The following is an 18,970-nucleotide window of genomic DNA, read 5'->3' on the forward strand; positions in this document are numbered from 1 at the left end:
TCAGCTCATGGCGTACCCGAACCTGCCGGCGCGCCCCGTTCTGCCTTGATCCGCGCAATCCTGTCCATCTCGATCTTGAGGCAGTCGGGGCAAAAACCATGGGTGAAGTCCACGTCCCAGCTGTTCTTGAAATAGGCCTCGACCTGCATCCAGGACTCCTTGTCGTCCCGCACTTTCCGGCAAACGGAACAGATGGGGATGAGGCGATGGAGTTCGGCTATCTCGCTGATGTCCTCGATCACGAGCAGTGCATGGGGTTTCCCTTGGAAGAGAAAGGGAGACGCGGTGATGAGTGTGTACATCACCACCCTGTCCCCGTCCCGGTCACGTACCAGTTTTGTGCGGAGGCGCACGACCCGGTTTCCCCGAAAAGCTTCGCCGACGGAATTCCTGATGATGCAGTCTTTACAGGACGGGGCTCTGCCACACCCTTCCGGCACGTCGTGGGAATGGACGCAATGGAGGATGTCGCCGGCTCGCTGCTTGAGGATTGTTGTCCTGCCGGCCACGAGGAGTTCGGCGGCGGCAGCGTTGTACTCCTGGATTTTCACGTCCTCGTCGACCACGAAGACCATGGAGGGGAGCACGTCGAACACCGCCCTGAGCATGTCGTGCGTTTCCGTTTCGTTCATCATCTGATCCTCACAGGGTGAACCGACAGGGGAATGATTCGTCGGGGACTACGCCCCACGCTTCTCCACCAGCACCAGATAGGGGGCGGTGGGGGGACGGTTGAGCTGGCGGCTTGTCCAGACATTGAACGCCTTCGGATCGAGGCCGCTCCCCCAGACGAGGACGGCCTTTTCTTCTTCCGTGGCACCGTCATGACCGGTGTAGACCGCCACCAGGAGCATGCCGCCGGGAAGGAGAAGGTCAAGGGCACCGTTGAGTGCCCTGAGGGTGGTTACCGGCCGGGTGACGACCTCCTTGTCGCCACCGGGGAGGTAGCCGAGGTTGAAGACTACCGCCGTCAGCGGTTCCGTCACAAACTCCCCGAGCCGCTCATGCCCGGCCCGGATCAGTTCCACCGGGGAAAGACACCCCTCTGCAGTCAGGAGCTCGCGGGTGGCATCCAGCGCCCGGTCCTGGAGATCGAATCCCCAGACCCGACCCGTTGGTCCCACCAGTTGGGCAAGGAGGAGCGTGTCGTTGCCGTTGCCACAGGTGGCGTCCACCACCCGGTCCCCCGCCCGCACCCGCTGCCGCAGGAGAAGGTGGGAGAGGGCGACGGCACCGCGCAGAGAGACATGTTGTGCACTATCCTGGTTCATGGTCTCATCCTATCGGAGCCGCATTCTATTTCTTACCCGCCAGCTCCAGTACCGCCGGCAATACCACAATAAACGCAATCTGGCACGCCACCATCCCGAGACACATCACCGCACCGATGCTGAACACCCCCTGGTGCCGGGCAACCATGAGGGCGCCGAAGCTGGCCATGATGGTGAGGGTGTTGAGGAAGACGCCGATGCCGGTGCTGGAGAGGACCACCTGGCGCGGCGTTTCGTCCTCGCGCCGGTACCGGTTGATGAGGTAGATACCCGAATCGACGGCGATGCCGAGGACCAGGGGGAGGACGATGACGTTGGCGGAGTTGAAGCTGATGCCGAAGAGCCGCATGCCGGCCACCATGAAGAGGAGACCCACCGCCAGGGGAACCAGCCCGATCAGGGCGTAGCGGACGCTCCGGAAGGCGACGAGCAGGATGGCGGCGATGGCGGCGATGGCGTAGAAGAAGGCGTTTCGGTAAGAGTCCCGGAGGACGGTCATGGATTCGTAGACCATCACCGGCTCACCGGTGGCAGCCGGATCGACGGAGCGGACATCGTCAAGGAACCGTTTGAGTGGCTCCCGGGCGAATATCTCCTCCTTCGGGGCCACCTGGAGGAGGTATTTGCCGGTCTTGCCGACAAAGCGCTGCATGAGCTGGGGGGGAACATCGGCCGCCTGTACCGGCCTGGCGGCCAGGCTCTGGCGCAGCATGCCGATCCGCACGGGCATCTCGGCGAACATCCCCCCCTGGAAGTCCTTGAGCATCCCGACCGCGCTGGTGTCCTTCTTCTTCTCCAGGGTGGCGAAGAAGCGGTCAAGGGTGGCGAGGAAGTCACCCACCGGTTTTACCTCCGGCCGTTTTTCCTGCTCCAGGCGGCTCTTCAGCTTCGCCACCCGATTCCGGAAATTCTCGAAGACCGTCGGCAACTCCATGAGCCGCAGGTCCTCCTCATAGGGGGCCGTCTTGATCCCGTCCAGGGACTGACGGGCGGCCGCCAGGAGGCGGAGCTTCTCCCCCTGGTCGTCGGGGACGAAGGTGCGGGCCCAGACCACGTGATCGACGGTGGGGAGCTTCTCCAGCCGCCGCGCCTTCTCCGCCGCCTCGGCCTCCGTTGCCGCCATGACCACGGCGAAGTAGCCGGCGTTTTCCTTGCTCCGCATCAACTTGTAGGCGTAGGTAACCGATTCGAGCCCCCGGGCCTGGAGGTTCATCAGGTTGTAGTCGAACTCGCTCCGGGCAAGGGGGTAGACGCAGGCGAGGGAGAGGACCAGGGCGGCGGCCAGGACGGCGCGGGGACGGCCGAAAACGAGCCGCTGCCAGGCCGGCTCCCCCACTGACGCACGAGGTTTCGGCATACGGGCCGGGAAGATTGTGAGAAGAGCCGGCAGGACGGTGAAGGTGACGATGACGCAGATGGCGATGCCACCGGCGGCGATGATCCCGAGCTCGGCGATCCCCTTGAAGTCGGTGAAGGCGAAGGTGGCAAAGGCGGCCGCCACGGTGGCCGCCGCCATGGTGATGGGCCAGCCGTTGCGGGCGAGGGCGGTCCGGAGCGCCTCGTTCTTCTGCGCGCCGCGCCCCAGTTCCTCCTGCATCCGGAGAATGATCTGGATGCCGTACTCGATGCCGATGCCGATGAGCATGACGGCGAAGACCGAGGAGAGGATGTTCAGGTGGCCAATCGCCAGGGTGGCGAAGCCGAAGGAGCAGCAGATGGCGACCCCCAGGGCAATCATGGCGGCGACGGTGTTGATGATGCCGCGGAAGGCTACCAGGAGCAGGATAACGGTCAGCACGAGGGTTATCGCCGTGGCGAGGGTGATATCGTGCTTGCTGGTGACCATCTCCTCGTGCTCCAGTACCGGCGTGCCGGTAATCCCCACCGATACCCCGGCGAACTCGGGGAGCTTGCGCAGGGCGGCGATCTCGGTCCGCAGGGCGTCGATGGCGGCTGCCGACTGCATGAAGCTCGATTCGTCCTTGACCGGAAGGACCGTCAGCACCTGCTGGCGGCCGGCGGTGGCAAAGGATGACTCACTCCCGTCGGGGCGGCGGAACATGACACTCTCCAGGGAAAGCCCGGCCCCACCACCCTTGCTGAAGCTGCCGATCCCGTCCCCCAGGGCGCCGAGCATGAAGACGAGACGATCGAGACGCGCCTGTTCGGTGGACGCTGCGGGAGCCGCCAGCAGGTCATCCATCTCACCGGTAAGGTGGGTGAAAAGGGTCTGTACCGACGGGGCGGCTGCCAGCGCCTTCAGGGTCGGCGCAGCCTTGGTCAGGTTGGCGGTGAAGGTGGCAAGCTCCTCCCGGGGCATGAGAAGGAGACCGTTCTGCTGGAAAAAGGGGAGACCGAAGGGGAAGAACACCTCGCGGAAGTGCTTCCTGTCCGCGGTGAGGCGCTGTGCCAGCCGTTCGCCGAAACGGCCGGCCAAGGTGCTGTCGCTGCTTTCGATGACAACGGCAATCTCTTCCTGGTCGCCGAATTCGGCCCGGTAAGCCTGGTAATCCCGGTTGAAGGCGGTATTGGCCGGCATCAGCTGGTCGCGGCCGGTGAGGAACTGGAGCCGCTGCTGCGTGACGACGATCGCCAGCAGCGAAACGAGAAGCGCCACCGTCAGGATCAGGCGGGGATGCCTGGTGATTACGCCATAAAAGCCATGATATGCCCTGGTATCCGTTTTCATGCAACCTCTCTCCACCGATTTTCACAAACGGTGGCACCGTAGCATAGAGTGGAGGGGGAAATCAACCGCGACCCCCCTCGCACGGTAAAACCACCTTGAATCATTACAGCAAAGTGTCGGCTACATGAAAATGGTGTACCTCGACGGCAAAATATGTTAGAAATAACCGCTTATTGGTAAATTACAACCAATCCCGCACCACGCGGCGGCGAAAACCCGTTCGCTGCGTGCCCCAAGGAGAATCCGAGACGATGAAGTCTTGCAAATACCCCATTTCCCACGCCCTCACGTCGTTCAACGGTGTAAATGGAGAATCGGCAGTTCCGGCAGACAAGAAACCGGCGGCAAAAATACACCATCTCCCCGCATCCATCTGGAAAAAGAAGGAAGGAGAGGCACAGAGCCCCCTCGACCAGGCCATCGAGCGGAGTCGCGACTTCTTCTTCCGCGAACAGCTCCCCGCCGGCTACTGGTGGGCGGAACTGGAGTCCAACTGTACCATCACCGCCGAGTACATCATGCTCTTTCATTTCCTCGGCATGGTGGACAAGCAGAAAGAGCGGAAGATGGCCAACTACCTCCTCTCCAAGCAGACGGAGGAGGGGTTCTGGACCATCTACTACGGTGGCCCCGGCGACCTCTCCACCAGCGTGGAGGCCTATTTCGCCCTCAAGCTGGCCGGGTATTCTGCCGACCACCCGGCCATGGTCAAGGCCCGGGCGTTCATCCTGAACAACGGCGGGATCATCAAGACCCGGGTCTTCACCAAGATATTCCTTGCCCTGTTCGGCGAGTTCGCCTGGTTCGGCGTCCCCTCCATGCCGATCGAGCTGATGCTCCTCCCCAACTGGGCCTACTTCAACCTCTACGAGTTCTCCAGCTGGTCCCGGGCAACCATCATCCCCCTCTCCATAGTCATGACGGAGCGACCGGTACGCAAGCTCCCCCCGCGGGCGCGGGTGCAGGAACTGTACGTCCGACCGCCGCGCCCCATCGATTACACCTTCACCAAGGAAGACGGCATCCTCACCTGGAAGAACTTCTTTATCGGCGTGGACCACATGCTCAAGGTGTATGAGAGCAGCCCGATCCGGCCGTTCAAGAAGAAGGCGCTGTCCATCGCCGAACAGTGGGTCCTGGACCACCAGGAACCGACGGGGGACTGGGGAGGGATCCAGCCGGCCATGCTCAACTCCGTCCTGGCGCTCCACTGCCTCGGCTACGACAACGACCACCCGGCGGTAGCAAAGGGGCTGGAAGCCCTGGCCAACTTCTGCATCGAGGATGACGACGGCCTCGTGCTCCAGTCGTGCATCTCTCCCGTCTGGGACACGGCCCTGGCCCTCAAGGCGCTCGTCGACGCCGGCGTACCGACCGACCACCCCTCACTGGTCAAGGCGACCCAATGGCTGATCGATCGCGAAGTCCGGAAGGACGGGGACTGGAAGATAAAATCCCCGGACCTGAAACCGGGTGGATGGGCGTTCGAGTTCCTCAACGACTGGTATCCCGACGTGGACGACTCCGGCTTCGTCATGATGGCCATCAAGGATGTGCCGGTAAAGAATAGCAAGTCGAAGGACCAGGCTATCAAGCGGGGCATCGCCTGGTGCCTCGGCATGCAGAGCAAGAACGGTGGCTGGGGCGCCTTCGACAAGGACAACACCAAGCATCTCCTGAACAAGATCCCCTTCGCCGACCTGGAAGCCCTCATCGACCCGCCGACCGCCGACCTGACGGGGCGGATGCTGGAGCTTATGGGGACCTTCGGTTACGGCAAGGAGTATCCGGCGGCGGTCCGCGCCCTCGACTTCGTCAAGCAGAACCAGGAACCGGACGGAAGCTGGTGGGGACGCTGGGGAGTCAATTACATCTATGGCACCTGGTCGGTCCTCTGCGGCCTGGCGGCCATCGGGGAAAATCTCTCCCAGTCCTACATCCAGCGGGCGGTCAACTGGCTCAAGTCGAAACAGAACCTGGACGGCGGCTGGGGTGAGACCTGCGAATCGTACCACGATCCGACCCTTGGCGGTTGCGGCGAAAGCACCCCCTCCCAGACCGCCTGGGCGCTCCTGGCATTGATGGCGGCGGGAGAAGTGGATTCATCCACCGTCAGCAGGGGGATCCAGTATCTGCTCGACCAGCAGAAGGGGGACGGAACGTGGGACGAGGACCAGTACACCGGCACCGGTTTCCCCAAGTTCTTCATGATCAAGTACCATATCTACCGGAACTGCTTCCCCCTCACCGCCCTCGGCACCTACCGCAACCTGACCCGGAAACGGCAATAGAAGGCTGCCTCCCGGCAGCTTTCCCGGACACAAACCCGAGCGGAAGACCGGAAGAATCCTGCATTCTTCCTGCCTTCCGCTCTTCCACTTTCTGGTGCGCCACAGGCACGGAGTTATTTGTTTGCAGGCCGGACGCCAGATAAGATAGGATAGACGGTAAATTCATGAAGGTATTCGTCACCGGTGCCACCGGTTTCATAGGCGCCAGCCTGGCAAGGGAGCTACTCCAGGATGGCTGCACGGTCAGGGCGCTGGCCAGACCCGGTTCCGACCTACGCAACCTGCAGGGAGTGGATGTCGAGATATGTACCGGCGACCTGCGGGACCCGGACTCCCTCGAACGGGGGATGCGAGGGTGCGAGCGGCTCTTTCACGCCGCCGCCGACTACCGCCTCTGGACCAGGGACCCTGCAGCCATGTATGCCAGCAATGTGGCCGGAACCCGCAACATACTGGAAGTGGCCCTGAAGCTCGGGATGTCCCGCGTGGTCTATACGAGCAGCGTCGGCACCCTAGGAAACCCGGGAGACGGGACGCCGGGATCGGAGTCCACCCCAGTCACCCTGGCCGACATGGTGGGGCACTACAAGAAGAGCAAGTTCCTGGCGGAACGGGAGGCGGAGAGCTTCATTCCCCGCGGCCTGCCGCTGGTCATCGTCAATCCGTCCACCCCTGTCGGCCCCCGGGACGTGAAACCGACTCCGACCGGCAAGATCATCGTCGACTTCCTCAACCGGAAAATGCCCGCCTACTTGGACACCGGCCTCAACCTCATCGACGTGGAGGATTGCGCCCGGGGGCACATCCTTGCTGCCGACAAGGGGCGGGTCGGTGAGAAATACATCCTGGGGAACGAGAACCTGACCCTGCGGCAGATATTCGCCCTGCTGGAGGAACTGACCGGCCTACCTGCCCCCCGGCTCCGTCTCCCCCACACCCCGATTCTCCTTGCCGCCTATCTGAACGAGGGATTGTCGCGACTGACCGGGAAGGAGCCGCTCATCCCCCTGGCCGGGGTGCAGATGGCGAAGAAGTTCATGTATTTCGATGCCCACAAGGCGGTGCGGGAACTGGGCCTTCCCCAACGGCCGGCCGGGGAGGCGTTGGCGCGGGCGGTAGAATGGTTCCGTGGCAACGGCTACGCAAAGTGAAACCGTTCAAGGTTCAACGTTCAAGGTTGCGTTGCTCGATTGTTGACCAGAGAATGCGGTTTGAGGAGAACGTTTATGTATCCATTGCTTGACCGAATAGAGAGTCCGGCAGACCTTAAAAAGCTTCCCCAGGAGAAGCTGGTAGAACTGGCAGCCGAAATCCGCCAGTTCCTGCTGGCAAATGTTTCCCAGACCGGCGGCCACCTGGCATCCAATCTGGGATGCGTGGAACTCACCCTGGCCATCCATTACTGCTTCAACTCGCCGGCCGACCGGATCATCTTCGACGTCGGGCATCAGGCTTACACCCACAAGATTCTCACCGGCCGCCGCGACCAGTTCCCTACCCAGCGTCAGTACCAGGGGATCAGCGGTTTCCCGAAAAGGTCCGAGTCTCCCTACGACGCATTCGGTGCCGGGCACTCCGCCACCTCCATCTCCGCCGGGCTCGGGATGGCGGTCGGCCGGGACCTGCAGGGGGGTGACAACAAGGTTATCGCCGTCATCGGCGACGGCTCCATGACCGGCGGCATGGCCTTCGAGGCCCTCAACCAGGCCGGCCACCTGAAAAAAAACCTGATCGTCATCCTGAACGACAACGAGATGTCCATCTCCAAAAATGTCGGCGCATTCTCCAGCTTCCTCTCCAAGAAGCTGACCGGCAACTACTACCGGGACCTGAAGAAGGAGATGAAGGAACTTCTGGAGGGTATCCCCGCCATCGGTGGCAACATCCTCCATTTCGCCCGGAAGGCGGAGAACTCACTCAAGGGGTTTCTCACCCCCGGCGCCCTCTTCGAGGCCCTGGCTTTCGACTACTTCGGCCCTCTCCAGGGGCACAATCTCCCCCATTTGATTGAAATGCTGGAAAACGCCCGCGCGCTGGAGGGGCCGGTCCTTATCCACGTCATGACCACCAAGGGAAAAGGATATCCTCCTGCGGAAAAGAACCCGGACCAGTTTCACGGCGTCGGCCCCTTCGACGTGGCGACCGGCAAGGTAACCGCCGGCAAGGGAGGAGCCAAGTCCTACACCGGCATCTTCGGCGAAACGCTCGTCAAACTGGCCGGAGATGACCCGAAAATCGTGGCCATAACCGCCGCCATGCCCGACGGTACCGGACTCACCCCCTTTGCCCAGGCATACCCGGAACGGTTCTTCGACGTGGGAATCGCCGAACAGCATGGCCTCACCTTCGCTGCCGGACTCGCCGCCGACGGGTTCCGGCCGGTGGCCGCCATCTACTCGACCTTTGTCCAGAGGGCCTACGACCAGGTATTCCACGACATCTGTCTGCAGAAGCTCCCCGTCACCCTGGCACTGGACCGGGCAGGGCTCGTGGGTGACGACGGTCCCACCCACCACGGCGTGTTCGACCTTTCCTATCTCCGCCACCTGCCGGAAATGACCCTCATGGCGCCAAAGGACGAAAACGAGTTGCAGCACATGCTGAAGACCGCCATCTACGCCGACCGCCCCATGGCCCTCCGCTATCCCCGCGGTAACGGCTACGGGGTCAGGCTGGACCAGGAGATCACGGAACTCCCCATCGGCAAAGGGGAGATGCTCGCCGACGGCAACGACCTGGCTATCATCGCCATCGGCTGCACCGTCTACCCGGCACTGGAAGCGGCAACGTTGCTCGCGGAGCAGGGTATCCGCGCGACCGTTATCAATGCCCGTTTCGTCAAGCCCCTGGACCGTGAACTGATCCTGGCGGCGGCCAACCGGACCGGCTGCCTCATCACCGTGGAGGAAAACGCCCTGCAGGGGGGCTTTGGCTCCGCGGTCCTGGAACTCCTGGAGCAGGAAGAGGTCACGGGGGTGCGGGTCAAACGGCTCGGCATCCCCGACCGGTACATCGAACAAGGGCCCCAGCCCCGGCTGCGGGCCGACCTCGGCCTCGACGCGGCCGGCATCGCCGCCACTGCAGAGGCGTTTCTCCAGCATAACGGAAAACCGGCCCTGGCCCGGGTGAAGTAAGGAAAACTAAACACCCACCACAGAGCCACGGAGGGAAACCATTAACCCCGAATTAACAGGGATGAACAGGATATACAGGATAAAGCATGAACCCAATGAGCTGGTTATGTTATCCTGATTATCCTGAATATCCCTGTTAATATTCGCGTCAGTTTTTTCTCTGTCTGTCCGCAGCAGATTTTCGAAAGACTTTATCCATGAAAGGAAGTACCGTTACATGCGTTTTCCCTGGAAATTGAACTACGACCTCACCAAATACATCATCGCCAACAAGCTGAACAAAACCGACAAATACCCGCTGGTGCTGATGCTGGAACCGACCCACCTCTGCAACCTGGCCTGCTCGGGGTGCGGCCGGATCCGCGAGTACGCCGACACCATCCAGGAGATGATGACCCTGGAGGAGTGCCTCGCCTCGGTTGACGAGTGCCCGGCCCCGGTGGTCACCATCACCGGCGGCGAGCCGTTCCTCTACCCCCCCATCTTCGACCTCATCAAGGGAGTCCTGGACCGGGGGAAGCACATCTACTTCTGCACCAACGGCCTGCTCCTGGAAAAGGCCCTGGACAGCATGGAGCCCCACACCAACTTCACCCTCAACGTCCACATGGACGGCCTGGAGGAGACCCACGACCGGATTCTGGAGCGGAAGGGGACTTTCAGGACCGCCATGTCGGCAATCGCCAAGGCCAAGGCGCGGGGCTTCCGGGTCTGCACCAACACCACCATCTTCAAGGAGACCGACCTCGTCGAGATCGAGATGCTTTTCTCCCAACTGACCGACCTGGGAGTGGACGGCATCCTGGTGGCCCCCGGCTTCGGCTACGAGGCTGTTGGCGAGAAACTCTTCCTTGAGCGGCGGGATATCGAGCGGAAGTTCGAGCAGGTCTACGAGATGAGCAAGCGGTTCCGCTTCTACTCCACCCCCATGTACCTCAAGTTCCTCAAGGGAGAGCGAAAGCTGGAGTGCACGCCGTGGGGGAACCCGACCCGCAACCCTCGTGGCTGGAAGGCCCCCTGCTACCTCATCACCGACACCCACTATCCCTCATTCCGGGAGATGATGGAAAAGACCGACTGGAGCAAGTACGGGGTCGGCAAGGACGAGCGCTGCGCCCAATGCATGATGCACTGCGGCTTCGAGCCGACTGTCGTCACCGAGGTGGGGAAGAGCTGGAAAGATATCTGGGAGATGATCGTCTGGAACCTGACCTAGCAGGATTGCCGACGAGTTAGAGCGGCTTATAGATTCAATCTCGCAAGAAGGCAGTTCTCCGGCGATTAAGAACTTGTCCGTACATAACTTTATCAGGGATTGCGTCCGGATTTATGGCAGATTTGACCGGCTTGATTGAGCAAAACCACAGGCGTAGCCGGGTCTACGTCGAGGATTTTGCGATTGAAAGCCGGACAAAGATGCCGTGAAGACGGAATGCAAGGATAGAAAGCTTATGTGCGGATAAGTTCTTAGCATTCAAAGGGGCGCTGCTTGCCGCGCTTCGTTTGGACGGAGCAAGCGCCACCCCTAAAGTTCATATGTTCGACCACCACTACAATGTGCCGGCCAACAGCAGCAACGGTTAAGCATCGACAGACAATGGGCAAACCAATACATTTATGACAAGAATTCACTTTATTTTGCCGAACCGCATAGGCGATTCGATTCTGGCCTTACCTTCTCTCCTTTGTCTGAAACAACTATTACATAACCACAAGCAAGATCCTGTTGAAATAACTGTATTTTCCCATTTCCCTCTCAACCGATTCTTCCAAGCGTTAAATCTGTTTGAATTCAGAAACTTTGACTTTTTCTCCAAGGTTATGTCTTGGGTCCATCCGCCAGACAAGGCGTACTTTCTCTCGACAACCAGCAAGAACATCGGCTACCAGGCGAAAACCAGGTATGGTCTCCGACTGCCTAACAAAAAGCATGTGCATTATGACATTAATTTGCCCTATCTCGGCATGTCACCGCTGGACTCCGAATTGCCGGACGATTTAGTCTCCTTCCTGCAATCAAATTTCTCCCTGCCAATGTACTCAATCAAACATTTTGGCATCTGCCTTGAGTTTGGCTTTTCAGTCGAACAGATAATCAATGAATTCAGGTTCGATAGTTCCAGCCTCTTGGCCACCAACCAGTATTTCACCAACGATCCGTTGTTTACCTCCGAATACATGGTTTTCTGCATGGAAGCGGCATACAACAAAAATCGTGCAGCCTATCGACGCTGGAATGAAGAAAATTTCCTCGCTTTTGCAGAGAAGCTTTACCTGCACTACGGAATTGAAAGTATTTTCATAGGACTGCAGAACCATCCGCAGATCATGCAGAAGAGTTATTTTAAAGATATGCGGGGGAAACTCACCTTAGACCAGATTGTACAGCTACTGAGCCATTCACGTGGATACATTGGCAATGACACCGGGCCCCTACATTTGGCTAACCTGTTGAGAAAAAAATCGATCGGCATCTATGCCTCCGATGGAGCTATCGCCTATAGACCTCTGTTCCCGGAATTGAACAGGGCATGCCTAAATACACAAACTCCGGAAGAGATTTATTCTTGTACAGAGTTTCTCATAGCGGATGACTGTCCTCCGGCCCGGGGGAAACAGTCATGCCCCAACCAGAATACGCCAGATCCAACCTGCATACCTTCAACTCCGTGTCGTTAATCAGCATATTTTTCCGGCGGGGCATCATGTCATGAACGCTGGAAGATCAGCCGGGCAACGGGAACATCAGCCCCGGGCAGTTCTTCATAATGGATGATCTTTCCATGCTGGGAGGAAAACAACGTAGGTAGTTCCCCCGGCTGGAGGAGAAAGTGGCGGGTGTGGTACCCCTGGAGAGTGGGGGTATCGAGAATCGATTCGAAGAGAAACAGCCCGCGGGGATTGAGGGCGGCCACGGCCAGGGGGATCAGTTCCCGTAACAGGAAGTTGATGTTGACGATGAGGTCGTAGGTGGCGGTGAAGCGGTACGTCTCCAGGTCGGCCTGCAGGAAATCTATAGCCAGCGACCCTGCAGCGGCCCGCTCCCGCCCCTTGGCCAGCCCCACCGGTGAAATGTCCACCCCCGTCACCCGGAAACCGTGACGGGCCAGGAAGATACTGTTACGCCCCTCCCCGCAGGCGATATCGAAGGCTTCCTGTCCCGGACAAACGGACAGTATCTGATCGATCCGCTCCACCAGGAAACGGGAGGGTTCTTCTCCCATCGCCAGTTCCGCCCCTGCATAGCGGTCGTCCCATTTGATGCGGTCGCTCTCCACCGTCACCCTCCCATCAAGGAGAAGTCTCTCTTCCCCTTCGCCTGCCAACAGAGTACTACACGCCGTTAGTACCGCAACTCCCCATCTATATTTCCGGAACCTGTCTCTTTCTGCCGAATCTTGACCAAGGTCAAGGAATCGCCCATCCGCCCGGTGTATGTTCGGTACCAGGCAAGTTGCAAAACAACGCCAGCGGGCTATAGTTGAAGAGCCCTGAACCTACACGCGGGGGGATTCCCCCCACTATTCTACCAAGGAGGACGTCCATGTCAGAAATGTTTTGTAACCAGTGTGAGCAGGCAGCAAAGGGAACCGGCTGCGAAGTGATCGGTGTCTGCGGCAAGAATCCGGAAGTCGCCGCCCTTCAGGACCTGATGCTGTACGGGCTGAAGGGGGTTGCCATCTATGCCGACAAGGCGCGGGAGCTGGGCGCCAAGGACGAGACGGTCGACCTGTTCCTGATCGAGGGGCTCTTCACCACTGTCACCAACGTGGACTTCGACCCGGTCAGCATCGCCGGCAAGCTCCGTAAATGCTACGACAGCAAGGAAAAGATTAAGGCGATCTACGAGACCGCCTACCGCACCAAGAACGGCGCCAGTGCCCCCCCGATCACCACCGGCCCCGCAGCCTGGGTCATCGCCGGCGACCTGGCAGGGCTCGTCACACAGGGGAAAGAGCACGGCATCAGCACCCAGCACACCGACCAGGACATCCTCTCCGCCATCGAGATCCTCATCTACGGTCTCAAGGGTATGGCCGCCTATGCCGACCACGCCTTTATCCTCGGCAGAAAGGACGAGGAAGTCTTCGCCTTCTTCCACAAGGCGCTGGCCACCACCACCGATCCGGCCAAGGGACTGATGGACTTCGTCGGCCTCACCATGGAGTGCGGCAAGCTGAACATCAAGGTGATGGGAATGCTCAACGAGGGGCACATCGCCCACTACGGCAAGCCGGTACCGACCAAGGTCCCGATCGGCACCAGGAAGAACAAGGGAATCCTCGTCTCCGGTCACGACCTGCGCATGCTTGAGGAGCTCCTGAAACAGACCGAGGGGAAAGGGATCGACATCTATACCCACGGCGAGATGCTCCCGGCCCACGCCTACCCGGAACTGAAGAAGTATTCCCATCTCTACGGCAACTTCGGCGGCGCCTGGCAGGACCAGCACAAGGAGTTCCCCAACTTCCCCGGCGCCATCATCTTCAACACCAACTGCATCCAGCGTCCGGCCGACTCCTACAAGGATCGCCTCTTCTCTTGGGGACAGGTGGGGTGGCCCGGCATCAAGCACATCACCGGCTGGAACTTCAGCGAAGTGATCAACAAGGCCCTCGAATGTCCCGAACTCGCCGATGCTCCGGACAAGGAGATCCTCACCGGCTTCGGCCATGACGCAGTTCTCAGTGTCGCCGACAAGGTCATAGACGGGGTTAAAGCGGGTGCCATCAAGCACTTCTTCCTCATCGGCGGCTGCGACGGCGCCAAACCGGGACGCAACTACTACACCGAACTGGCGGAAAAGGTTCCCAGCGACTGCGTCATCCTGACCCTGGCCTGTGGCAAGTACCGCTTTAACAAGCTGGAGTTCGGCGACATCGGCGGCATTCCACGGCTCCTGGACGTGGGACAGTGCAACGACGCCTATTCGGCGGTGCAGATCGCCCTGGCCCTGGCGGGCGCCTTCAACTGCGGCGTCAACGACCTGCCGCTCTCCATTATCCTCTCCTGGTATGAGCAGAAGGCGGTTGTCATCCTCCTGTCCCTCCTCCACCTGGGGATCAAAAACATCAAGATCGGCCCCGCGCTGCCGGCCTTCATTACCCCCAACGTCCTCAACTTCCTGGTGGAAAACTTCAACCTCGGCCCCATCACCACCCCGGAAGCAGACCTCAAGGTGGCCCTGGGGCAGTAATCACGATCCTGCCGTCACGGACGACAAAAGGCGCGGAGCCTCAAGCTCCGCGCCTTTTTCGTTTACGCACCATCGACGGGATATGCACGAACAAATTCATCCGTGGGGAGAGCGGGTCGGCTTCTTCATCTTCATGCCAAGCCGCGGCCCAAGGTCCCATGCCATGGCATCGAACGGGTCGAGTTCCAGCGCCCGCGAAATCTCGGCCCTGGCCTGCTCGGCGAACCCTTGCTCCGCCAGAAGAAACGCAAGGGCGGAATGTTTCATGGCCAGGTCGGGGCGCAGCGGCATGGCAGCCCTGACAGCCTCGAGGGCGGTCGGATAGGCTGCGGGCCCCTGCTGGTAGAGAAGGAAAGCCTTGGCAAGGTAGGGCTCCTGGTTGGCCGGATTGAGGGCGATCTCCCGGTTGACGGACGACAGCGCAGCCCGGACCGCCGCGGGTTCCCGGTAGCGGCCGAGGTAGGAAAAATTGTAAAAGTTCGGTCGGGTGACCCGGTACTCGTAGTGGTCAATGACCGGCTGGTTTGCGGGGGTCCGCTTCAGATAGACCACCGCATGGTTGTCCCAGTAGACCAGGGCCCAGTCGGGGTTGTCGGCCAGGTGACGGGGGAAATTCCGGCTCTTCAGATCGTACTCAAACAGGGCATAGTCGAAACCGTACCGCTGCGTCGCCGTCCGCCAGGCATCGGCGCTCGACAGGGCATCGTTGTAGAGTCGGTAAAAATCGGGATTGTAGAGCCGGGCATAGCGTCCGTCGAAAAAGACCTTCCGTTCCGGTGCCGTCCAGATGAGGTAGCCGCCGAAGGAATAGCTATTGAACATCCGGCCGGCAACATGTTCCCGGTCCAGGAACGCCAGGGCACCGTCGGGGAAGGCATCCTGCTTGAGACCGTAACCGAAGACATAGGTCCGGTTCCCCACAACCGATACCGGTATGACACCGACCAGTACGAGTGCGACGGCGACAGGGATGAACCGCGCGCCCCCCTTGAGAAACCGTGCGACAGGGGAGATCAGCTGTGCCACCGGCGTAACGGCACAAAGACCTGCAGCCAGGGTAGCCAACTCTATCATCCGGACCTGCTGTACCGTCTCGTAAAGGAAGAAGGCAACGAGGAGGAGATGGAACAGGTTGCGCCACCCCCGACAGAGGACGAAATAGAGCGTCGCCACAACGACCAGTATCTGGAACGGAAGGGTATATCTGAGCCCGTATCCCCAAAGGATCTGGGCGGTGAGTGGCTGGTACTCGCCGACAAACGCCTTGAACGGGTCACCGGAGAGATTGAGCGCCAGGGTGTAAATGCGGTACGTCTCCGGATTGACAAGGGTAGCGGCGGCGATGAGGAAGAGGACCGGCAGGTGGAGAAATGGCCGCTGCCGATCGGCTGCCATTTCTCCGATGACGAAAAAACCGGCCACGACCGGACCGAAGACCGCACCGACGCTCAGGTTCGTCCATACGACCTGCATCACCGGAAGAACGTAGAGGAGCCGCTGATCACGGGTACGGGCGTAACGGGAGAAACACCAGAGGTAAACCGCCAGAAAAAAGATGGAGAAGATGTAGGGACGGACGTAGAGCCGGAAGCGCAGGGCAAAAAGCATGACGAGGAGGGTAAGGATGACGGCCGTGAACCCCTGCTCTTCTTCACGGGTCCGATCACGCAGGGCACCGTACATGAACCCGAAGGCCCCAAGGAGAACAGTCCCCTTGAGAAGGTTCACCCCCAGCAGCCCACCTGCCACGTAGGCAAGGTAGATGAGCAGGTCCGCCAACCATTCGCCGGTGAACTGGGGATGTCCTGCAAAGGTGTAGGAAAAGGTATCGAGTCGGTAAAGCCCCCCCGTGGCAAGGAGACTTTCGCCAAGCTTCATGTGCCACCAGAGGTCGTAATCGGCATACCTGGTCATGCAGAAGAGGACCACCAGCAGGGCAAACAGCACGAGGGGCAGGAATTCTCCCCGTCTCATATTCATGAACAATCCCCACGGATGAAGGTCTGGGCCACCGCGGCCCTGTTCTGTATTACCCTCCGCCCGGCACCACTGTCAACAGATTTTGAGTTTCCCCGGTCCCGGCAGGAAGATGCATCAGTAATGTGGTGGAATTGCCGAGCGGGGAAACGCGGCTTTCACCCCCCTACTCCAGCACCTTGTGCAGATAGGCAATGAGCACGGCGACGATTATCAGGAAAAACATGTCCTGGCCGGCGTTCCAGATATAAAGACGTTCGACCGACCCGAGGGACTGGTCAGCGGCGAACCTGGCTACGCCTGCCAGCAGACAGATGAATACGGCCGGCTTCAGACCGGCGAACCAGGCAACCAGGAAAACCGGCAGGGCATAGAAGACAAAGACCGAGTAGTCGCCGGTCAGGTAGTCCATGTACCCCACACCCACCACCATCCCCATACCGATCAGCACAATGAACCATTTCGGCAGTTTTTCCAGGAACTCCATGAACATGTGAACGTCCCCCCTGAGACATATGCGGCGAATTCCATCAGACTCATTAAGTATAACCCGGATTTCACCACATGCCGCAACAGATTTGTCCAAACTTCCCTCTCGACAAAATCAGATTTTTCCAATACTATGCCCGAACAGCATACTGTATACACTTCAAGCAAGAGCCACGGAATACGGTTGTGGGGTTTACGGCCGCCACTTCCGCCACTTCCGCCAATTGCGGCACCCGGCTCAGCTATCATCCAATTCATCGAAAGGAGAAGAAGAGATTATGGCAACCCCCGAATTCAAGTATCAGGACCCGTTCCCCCTCGGCAAAGACGAGACCAAGTACCGCAAGATCGAAGGCTCGGAGAAATACGTTGAAGCCGACAAGTTCGCCGGCAAGGATGTGGTTCGGGTCTGTCCCGAGGCGCTTTCCATTCTGGCCAACGAGGCGATGCGGGACGTCTCCTTCCTCCTCCGCCCTGCACACAACGAGCAGGTCGCCAAGATTCTCGGTGATCCGGAAGCGTCCATGAACGACAAGGGCGTGGCAATGGCCTTCCTGCGCAACGCCGAAATCGCCGCCAACTTCGAGCTCCCCGTCTGCCAGGATACCGGCACTGCGACAGTTGTCGCAAAGAAAGGCCAGCAGGTCTGGACCGGCGTCAAGGACGAGGAGTGGCTCAGCAAGGGGATCTACAAGACCTACACCGAAGAGAACCTCCGCTACTCCCAGACTGTGGCCCTGGACATGTACGAAGAGAAGAACACCGGCACCAACCTGCCGGCCCAGATCGACATCATGGCCACCGACGGCGATTACTACAAGTTCCTCTTCATGGCCAAGGGAGGAGGCTCCGCCAACAAGACCATGCTCTTCCAGGAAACCAAGGCGCTCCTCACCCCCGAGAAACTGGAAAAATTCCTCGTCGACAAGATGAAATACCTGGGGACCGCCGCCTGTCCCCCTTACCATGTCGCCTTCGTCATCGGCGGCACCAGTGCCGACGCCTGCATGAAGACGGTTAAGCTCGCCTCCGCCCACGACCTGGATACTCTTCCCACCACGGGAAACGAGCACGGCCAGGCGTTCCGCGACGTCGAACTGGAGAACAAGCTCCTGGTAGCGGCCCAGAAGCTCGGTATCGGCGCCCAGTTCGGCGGCAAGTACTTCGCCCACGACATCCGGGTCATCCGTCTCCCCCGCCACGGCGCCTCTTGTCCCGTCGGCATGGCGGTTTCCTGCTCCGCCGACCGCAACATCAAGGCGAAGATCACCAAGGACGGCCTCTTCGTCGAGGAAATGGACCGGAACCCGGGCCGCCTCATCCCCGAACAGTACCGGGGCAAGCATGAGCACGGCGTGAAGATCGACCTCAACCGGCCGATGAAAGAGATTCTGGCAGAGCTCTCCAAACATCCGGTCTCTACCCCGCTCCTCCTGAACGGCACCATCGTTGTCGGTCGGGACATCGCCCACGCCAAGTTCAAGGAGATCATGGACGCCGGCAAGCCGCTTCCCGAGTATCTCCTGAAGCACCCGATCTACTACGCCGGTCCGGCCAAGACCCCGAAAGGCAAACCCTCCGGCTCCTTCGGACCCACCACGGCCGGCCGGATGGACAGCTACGTGGACGAACTCCAGTCCAAGGGGGGCTCGCTCATCATGATCGCCAAGGGGAACCGCAGCCAACAGGTGACCGATGCCTGCAAGAAGTACGGCGGATTCTACCTCGGCTCCATCGGCGGCCCGGCGGCGGTACTGGCCGAAGAGAACATCAAGAAGGTGGAATGCATCGACTTCCCCGAACTGGGAATGGAAGCGGTCTGGAAGATCGAGGTGGAGAACTTCCCGGCGTTCATCCTGGTGGATGACAAGGGGAACGACTTCTTCAAACAGCTCGGGCTGTAATTGACACGCCCCGTCGGC

The 18,970-nt window shown here is 60.0% G+C and carries 13 protein-coding genes; 7 read left to right on the top strand and 6 right to left on the bottom strand.

Going from position 1 to position 18,970, the window contains the following annotated elements; translation table 11 throughout:
- Positions 1 to 5 precede the first annotated feature (5 nt).
- Genes LDN04_RS16145 through LDN04_RS16155 form a run of 3 tightly spaced genes read right to left on the bottom strand, consistent with a single transcriptional unit; the run spans position 6 to position 3,960 of the window.
- A complete protein-coding gene (locus LDN04_RS16145) occupies positions 6 to 635 on the bottom strand; it encodes a PAS domain-containing protein (RefSeq protein ID WP_223913025.1) in 630 nt (209 codons plus the stop codon).
- Between the two features lie 45 nt (positions 636 to 680).
- Positions 681 to 1,271, bottom strand: a complete 591-nt coding sequence (locus LDN04_RS16150; protein ID WP_223913028.1) for a class I SAM-dependent methyltransferase — start codon at positions 1,269 to 1,271, stop codon at positions 681 to 683.
- A 25-nt stretch (positions 1,272 to 1,296) separates the two neighbouring features.
- On the bottom strand, positions 1,297 to 3,960 hold the full coding sequence (locus LDN04_RS16155) for an MMPL family transporter (protein ID WP_223913030.1): 2,664 nt from the start codon (positions 3,958 to 3,960) through the stop codon (positions 1,297 to 1,299).
- A 251-nt stretch (positions 3,961 to 4,211) separates the two neighbouring features.
- Here LDN04_RS16155 and shc point away from each other — a divergent pair, with 251 nt between their 5' ends.
- From shc to LDN04_RS16180, 5 genes are all read left to right on the top strand, one after another.
- Entirely contained in the window at positions 4,212 to 6,251 is a 2,040-nt protein-coding gene (gene shc, locus LDN04_RS16160; RefSeq protein ID WP_223913033.1) for a squalene--hopene cyclase, read from the top strand.
- Positions 6,252 to 6,415: 164 nt separating this feature from the next.
- Entirely contained in the window at positions 6,416 to 7,402 is a 987-nt protein-coding gene (gene hpnA, locus LDN04_RS16165; RefSeq protein ID WP_223913035.1) for a hopanoid-associated sugar epimerase, read from the top strand.
- Between the two features lie 75 nt (positions 7,403 to 7,477).
- Complete coding sequence (gene dxs, locus LDN04_RS16170; RefSeq protein ID WP_223913038.1) at positions 7,478 to 9,385, top strand: 1-deoxy-D-xylulose-5-phosphate synthase; 1,908 nt, start codon at positions 7,478 to 7,480, stop codon at positions 9,383 to 9,385.
- A 217-nt stretch (positions 9,386 to 9,602) separates the two neighbouring features.
- Positions 9,603 to 10,601 carry an adenosyl-hopene transferase HpnH gene (hpnH, locus tag LDN04_RS16175; RefSeq protein WP_223913040.1) on the top strand — a complete coding sequence of 333 codons (999 nt, stop codon included), beginning with the start codon at positions 9,603 to 9,605 and terminating at the stop codon, positions 10,599 to 10,601.
- Between the two features lie 401 nt (positions 10,602 to 11,002).
- Positions 11,003 to 12,064 carry a glycosyltransferase family 9 protein gene (locus tag LDN04_RS16180; protein WP_223913042.1) on the top strand — a complete coding sequence of 354 codons (1,062 nt, stop codon included), beginning with the start codon at positions 11,003 to 11,005 and terminating at the stop codon, positions 12,062 to 12,064.
- 29 nt (positions 12,065 to 12,093) lie between these two features.
- Here LDN04_RS16180 and LDN04_RS16185 read toward each other — a convergent pair whose 3' ends face one another.
- Positions 12,094 to 12,711 carry a class I SAM-dependent methyltransferase gene (locus LDN04_RS16185; RefSeq protein ID WP_308464670.1) on the bottom strand — a complete coding sequence of 206 codons (618 nt, stop codon included), beginning with the start codon at positions 12,709 to 12,711 and terminating at the stop codon, positions 12,094 to 12,096.
- A gap of 227 nt (positions 12,712 to 12,938) precedes the next feature.
- Between LDN04_RS16185 and hcp the strand changes: the two genes are divergently transcribed.
- Positions 12,939 to 14,582 carry a hydroxylamine reductase gene (gene hcp, locus LDN04_RS16190; RefSeq protein WP_223913407.1) on the top strand — a complete coding sequence of 548 codons (1,644 nt, stop codon included), beginning with the start codon at positions 12,939 to 12,941 and terminating at the stop codon, positions 14,580 to 14,582.
- A gap of 96 nt (positions 14,583 to 14,678) precedes the next feature.
- Here the strand turns inward: hcp and LDN04_RS16195 are convergent, their stop codons facing one another.
- Both LDN04_RS16195 and LDN04_RS16200 read right to left on the bottom strand, forming a co-directional pair.
- A complete protein-coding gene (locus LDN04_RS16195; protein ID WP_223913045.1) occupies positions 14,679 to 16,562 on the bottom strand; it encodes a hypothetical protein in 1,884 nt (627 codons plus the stop codon).
- Positions 16,563 to 16,725: 163 nt separating this feature from the next.
- Positions 16,726 to 17,052 (bottom strand): hypothetical protein, encoded by a 327-nt coding sequence (locus LDN04_RS16200; protein WP_223913048.1) that lies wholly within the window; start codon positions 17,050 to 17,052, stop codon positions 16,726 to 16,728.
- Positions 17,053 to 17,326: 274 nt separating this feature from the next.
- On the opposite strand from LDN04_RS16200, the gene LDN04_RS16205 reads away from it, so the two are divergent.
- Complete coding sequence (locus LDN04_RS16205) at positions 17,327 to 18,952, top strand: fumarate hydratase (RefSeq protein ID WP_223913050.1); 1,626 nt, start codon at positions 17,327 to 17,329, stop codon at positions 18,950 to 18,952.
- The last annotated feature ends 18 nt before the right edge of the window (positions 18,953 to 18,970 follow it).

The sequence above is a fragment of the Geobacter sp. AOG1 genome, from assembly GCF_019972315.1.
Lineage (GTDB): Bacteria > Desulfobacterota > Desulfuromonadia > Geobacterales > Geobacteraceae > Geomobilimonas.